The following is a 5,513-nucleotide window of genomic DNA, read 5'->3' as shown; positions in this document are numbered from 1 at the left end:
TGGCAGAGAGGAAGCAATGAAAACGCAAATGGCTTACTAAGAGAATATTTCCCAAAGAAAACAGATTTAGCCGCTATCTGTGAGGAGGATTTGAACAAGGCTTTATTCATCGATCACGAAAATATTTAGCTTAGAAAACTGCTTGTGAAGCTCTAATAGAAGAGTTCGAGTAAATGTTGCACTCATTCATGCAATTTATCTTTACTTAAAGCCTTGATAGACTTGACAAATGGTGGAAAAGAGCCGAATAAATCAGTTATGAGTGCTAATTGCAAAGATTTTGAAATAATTATTATCAATATGCTTACTTTATGAACTTCATAGAATTCAAGATTACGATATTCAAGCCTAGGTGTTATCACTATTTTTTATAGGAATAATTAATTTAACCATAGCCCCTTTTTCCTTATTTTGCAGTTGTATATCACCAGAATGAGTGCTCATTACTTGTTTTACAAATGCCAAACCTATTCCAAAATGTTCAAACTGTGAATTTCTACTAGTGTCTTCTCGATAAAATAATTTTCCAAAATTTTTTAAAACATCATCAGAAAATTTAGAACCATTATTCCAAATACTTAAGGCAATACTACCATCTTCTAACTCAAAGATAACTCTGATTCTCTTTTTAGAATCGTCTGCATAAGCCATTGCATTATTAACAATATTTGCCACCGAACGGATTATTAAATCTAAATCCAATTCAATATTACAGTCTCGGTCTATCTTCGAATTATACTTGTAGTCAATGTTATCTCCAATAAGGTATTCACACTCTTGTTCCAGTATTTTGGATAAATTACTAATACGATACTGATGGAAAGAAATCTGATAAGAGTAAAAAGTTTTAGAGTAGTTGATTAACTGATTAAAATAGCTATCTAATTGGTTACTTGCTCTCTCAATGTCTTTAAGACATTGAACATCAACACCTGATAAAGGTGCCAATTGCAACAATTCCGAGTTTCCTTTAATTACAGTCAAAGGTGTCTTCAAGTCATGTGCCATCGCTGAAACTTTAAAGAGAATATCCTCCTTTTGGTCTTTCTCTACCTGAATCATATTTTTAATTCTTTGTTGCATTAATTCAATGTGTTTATTTGTTTCTATGAATTCAAGAATTGTTAAATTCGATGAATTGTTTACAGAGGTTAGCCACATGCTACCATGATAAACAATCTCCATTTCTTGCTTTACTCTTGTTAACAAAGCTTTAATATTAATAGAAACTATAATAATCAAAGATATACAAATATAAACCCATGAAAAAACATTAAATAATAGCCCTAACAAGCCACTAGCGATTGACTGATTTTCTGAATGAATATCAATAGAAATAGTCGATATAGGAAAAATATAGGCTACTATTACATTCAAACAAAATTGTTTAACAATTGTCCACTGCGTCTTTTTTACTAAAGCCTTAAAATCTAATTTTCGTTCCAACTATATCCGCCTCCCCACTGTGTCTTGATCGGATTAATTGAAAAGGGTTTTAATTTTGAACGAATTTGATAAATATACTCTGCAATAGAACGAAATTGTGCATCTGATTCCGACGGATATATTCTCTCATAGAGCTCCTCAACGGAATATACTCTCTTCGGGTTGCTTGCTAAAGTATATAAAATTGTAAATTCTCGCTTTGTCAATGATATAGTCTCTTCTTCAATTAAGATTTCTTGATTGCTGACATTAATTATCAAATTCTTTGTACATATTTCTTTATTATTTTTACGAGTTCTTTCCTCCCTTTGGATATGCATCCTAACACGAGCAACTAATTCTGTAATACTAAATGGTTTTTTTATATAATCATCCGCACCAGCCTTTACCCCGCTAGCCAAATCACTATCCAATTGCTTGGCTGTTACGAAAATTATCGGTACATCGATTTGTTCTCGAATGGATTTACAAATTTCTAAACCACCAATCGGCATCATAATATCTAATAAAATTAAATCAAAGCCAATAAATGAACAAATATCTATGTTACCTACTTCTCTCCTCGTCGTAACTTCAAACTCTGAGCGTTCTAAAGAATTCTTTATCAAACGAAGAATGCTTTCATCATCATCAATTGCTAATATTCGATATACTTTTTTTTCTTTCATAACTAAATATTATCACAAAATACAAAATTTTTATCGTACACTCCTCTTCCTAAACAGCAAAATAGAGAAAGATAACAGCAAAATCCCCCATAAAAATTGAATTGCAATACCTATTGTATAAGGGATATAAGATTGATTCTCAATCATAAAAAATGAATTCATAGTGGAGATAATCGGGAAGTAGAGAAAAGCATCGCTGAATTGCAGAAGCATTTGACCTAACCCCAACAAGAAAGACAAGGACATTCCCATTGGAACAACTATACTCCTTGTTATAAGAACTAAACTAAAACATATTAATATTAAACCAATTGATACCAATATTATTCTTAATGCTAAGGTATAAATATGTAAGGGAATTAATAGACCATAAAAAGTATATACTACGCAAATAGTACAGAAAGCAACCAGACTCCAAACTAATATAGATATTGATAATATTACTATTAATTTTATAAAAAAGAATTTCCACCGTGTTGGGTTAGCTAATAAACTGCTTCTTAAAGTTGAACCGTTAAATTCTTGACCTATAAATAGTATTGTAATAATAATAATCCCAGCTTGTCCGAGATAGAAGCTTTCTAAGATTTGCGTTAAAACATAATCCTCGGTTATATAACTTGGAGTTTCATGTAAAAAAATAACAAATAAAGGTACTAAAATTATAGTTGCTAGGACAGTCAATAATAACCATTTATTATAAATAAACTTTAAATACTCACTTCTAAAAGAATTCATCTGACATTACCTACATCTTCTTTCAAAAATTTGTAATATGCAAAGCTACTAATTACTAATACCCAAGTACTCAAAAATAAAACACTGCGTCCTGGTGTTGTGATTTTTAAAGGAGATGTTGCAATTAAATCTTGCCCTAAAGATACTGGTAAATACTTAGCAAGCTGAATTCTGTCAGCAAGAAAACTACCTAAATTATAGACTTGTGGTAATAAGAATAATAATGATCCAAGTGAGGATTTAAAATAAAAAGCCATTGAATAGGATAACACCGTTAGTAGCGACCACGATACTGATCCTAACAATATAAAGTACCAAACATTATTACTCAGTATCAGAGGGCTCAATCCTTCTCTTTCTAAACCAAACTGTGCACTTGCAATAGATAAATAGATTGAAACAAATGACACAACAAAAATAAATACACTTGTGACAAAAAATTTTATTATAAAGAATACTGACTTATTTGAACATAATAACAAGCTGGTACGTAAAGAACTATTTTTATATTCCATACTTCCAAGAATTGCTCCTAAAATAATCATAGCAAACAAGCCAAATAGTATAGCTTCAAAACCAATATACTCAATTGGAGGTATTGGTTCTACTAAGCTACTATTTGTTTCAGGGGTTGCATTCAATCCAACTGCTAAAATTTGTTTAGAACTGATATAAGACAATAACGGCTGAAAAATAAAAACAATTGGTAAAACTATTTTGGTTGATCTACTATAAAAAATTTTATATAGCTCTGATAAAGTATTATGGCTTTTTATACTACTCATCATAGTCACCTCCTGTTAAATGAAAGAAAACATCTTCTAGATTATCAAATCCGTTCAATATATTATGAAGTGTACCCAAAGCTATGATACTTCCTTTGTCAATAAAAACAACCTTATCAGTTACCGCTTCTACTTCTGAAAGTATATGTGAAGATAACAATACTGTCTTACCAGTGCTTGCTTGTTCCCTAATAAAATTTCTAAACCATCTAATTCCACTAGGATCTAGACCATTTGTAGGTTCATCTAAAATCAGGTACTGGGGGTTTCCCAACAGCGCTGTTGCAATACCTAATCTCTGACCCTCTCCTAAGGAAAGGTTGCCTATTTTTGAATTTCTTTTATGTTCAATATCAGTAATGGATAACACCTCTGTTATTCTGGAAAAATCTATTCCATTACTAGCAGCAGCAATTTTCAAATGTTGAAAAACTGTTCGATCACTAGGAGCCCCCACACCATCAAAAGAAGCTCCTACAGTTAAAAGAGGACGTTCAATATCACAATATTTCTTACCTCCTATTAAAGCAGTTCCTGAAGATGGCCTATCCAGACCCAAAAGTATTCGTAGTGTCGAACTTTTTCCGGCACCATTCGGTCCCAAAAAGGCAGTGACTTCCCCCTCTTCAGCTGTAAAGGATACGTTCTTTAATATATCTCCTTCTTTAAAAGTTTTTGTAACATCTCTTATTTCAATCTTATTTGTCATAATACGATACTCCTATGCTAAAAATTGTTCTTTTAAATTCTATAATATGAATTTCGGAAAAAAATCAGAAAATAGATTAAGATTGAACAAATTTCAGATTTTTTTCACCTCCACTCTGTGGATTACTTGTTTTCCATAATAAATACTATATTAACTTAATGAATATGTTCGGGTAATAGATTATATTCTAATTAAAAATAAAGCCCTGCCACCAAATATATCTCTGAATCTACCTGCGACTAATCCTGAAGTACCACTTTTAAAAGTAGAAATTTTCTCTATAACTGGCTTCGTATAATTCATATACTTTCCTTTCTAAGTCAATATTTAATAGTCCAGACTGCTTGACTATTAAAATAATAACAAAGATTATTCAGATTTTTTTCAGAAAAAATAAATTTATAAACAATTCCTGATGGTAGTGGAATATAAGGGTAGTGTAAAATAAGTTGTGTAAACACAAAAAGGAATAAATCCGTTATAGTAGAGTTGCGAAACATTACTAGAAAGAAATTTATTCCTATGGCTCAGTTTACCAACAGATTTTACTTAACATCCTAACCCCAAAGCAAGATATTGATGAATTTTTCCGTTCTTCTCTTGATACAGCTAAGAATAATCTACTCCAAGCTGATTTATCAGCCTTTTTAGGGTATGAGCCTTACGAAAAAGCAGGCTACAATTCTGGTAATAGTCGCAATGGAACGTATTCACGGAAACTTGAAACCAAATATGGGGACTGTTCAGTTAACCATTCCAAGAGATTGTAATGGGAACTTTAGCCCATCTTTGCTTCCCGCTTATGGACGTCGAGATGTCCCCTTGGAAGAGATGGTTATCAAACCGGTGTAACAACTCGAGAAATTGTTGATATCATCGATCGAATGTATGGTTATCAATATAGTCCTGTCACAATTTCTAATATCTCAAAAGCAACTTAGGAGAATGTTTAGCTTATAGAACTACTTGTGAAGCTCTAGAGGATGAGTTCAAGTAAGTGTTGCACTTATTCTTCCAATTTATCATTACTAAAAACTTCGTCATAAATAAACTATTTAAATTTCTAACTTTTTGGAGTCAGTATACTAGCAACAAAAAGAGTTTTCTTACTCCTTGCTGGAATGGCAAATTCTGTCACATCTGTGTAGCACTTTTCCATTGGTTTTG

The 5,513-nt window shown here is 31.7% G+C and carries 6 protein-coding genes and 2 pseudogenes; 2 read left to right on the top strand and 6 right to left on the bottom strand.

The annotated features are described in order from the left end of the window. Positions 1-96, top strand: a pseudogene (locus RWN11_RS06790) (IS30 family transposase); the annotation flags it as partial. Between the two features lie 252 nt (positions 97-348). Here the strand turns inward: RWN11_RS06790 and RWN11_RS06785 are convergent. The 6 genes from RWN11_RS06785 to RWN11_RS06760 form a co-directional block, all read right to left on the bottom strand. After that, positions 349-1,446: a HAMP domain-containing sensor histidine kinase gene (locus tag RWN11_RS06785; RefSeq protein ID WP_314160992.1), complete on the bottom strand. Its 1,098-nt coding sequence runs from the start codon at positions 1,444-1,446 to the stop codon at positions 349-351. After that, the gene (locus tag RWN11_RS06780) at positions 1,431-2,114 is read right to left on the bottom strand and encodes a response regulator transcription factor (RefSeq protein ID WP_070654839.1); all 684 of its coding nucleotides are present in this window, start codon (positions 2,112-2,114) and stop codon (positions 1,431-1,433) included. The genes RWN11_RS06785 and RWN11_RS06780 overlap by 16 nt, the downstream gene beginning before the upstream one ends. Before the next feature lie 30 nt (positions 2,115-2,144). After that, positions 2,145-2,852, bottom strand: coding sequence for a hypothetical protein (locus RWN11_RS06775; protein WP_070654837.1), 708 nt, complete (start codon positions 2,850-2,852; stop codon positions 2,145-2,147). Then, positions 2,849-3,637: an ABC transporter permease gene (locus tag RWN11_RS06770; protein ID WP_314160991.1), complete on the bottom strand. Its 789-nt coding sequence runs from the start codon at positions 3,635-3,637 to the stop codon at positions 2,849-2,851. The genes RWN11_RS06775 and RWN11_RS06770 overlap by 4 nt, the downstream gene beginning before the upstream one ends. After that, entirely contained in the window at positions 3,630-4,346 is a 717-nt protein-coding gene (locus tag RWN11_RS06765) for an ABC transporter ATP-binding protein (RefSeq protein WP_293935310.1), read from the bottom strand. The genes RWN11_RS06770 and RWN11_RS06765 overlap by 8 nt, the downstream gene beginning before the upstream one ends. 180 nt (positions 4,347-4,526) lie before the next feature. Next, the gene (locus RWN11_RS06760; protein WP_110981054.1) at positions 4,527-4,649 is read right to left on the bottom strand and encodes a putative RiPP precursor; all 123 of its coding nucleotides are present in this window, start codon (positions 4,647-4,649) and stop codon (positions 4,527-4,529) included. 219 nt (positions 4,650-4,868) lie between these two features. Between RWN11_RS06760 and RWN11_RS06755 the strand changes: the two are divergent. Next, a pseudogene (locus tag RWN11_RS06755) lies at positions 4,869-5,284 on the top strand (transposase); the annotation flags it as partial. Between the last annotated feature and the right edge of the window lie 229 nt (positions 5,285-5,513).

Origin of the sequence: uncultured Gemella sp. (assembly GCF_963519265.1) — a bacterium.
Lineage (GTDB): Bacteria > Bacillota > Bacilli > Staphylococcales > Gemellaceae > Gemella.
This window is presented reverse-complemented; position numbering and strand designations above follow the sequence as displayed.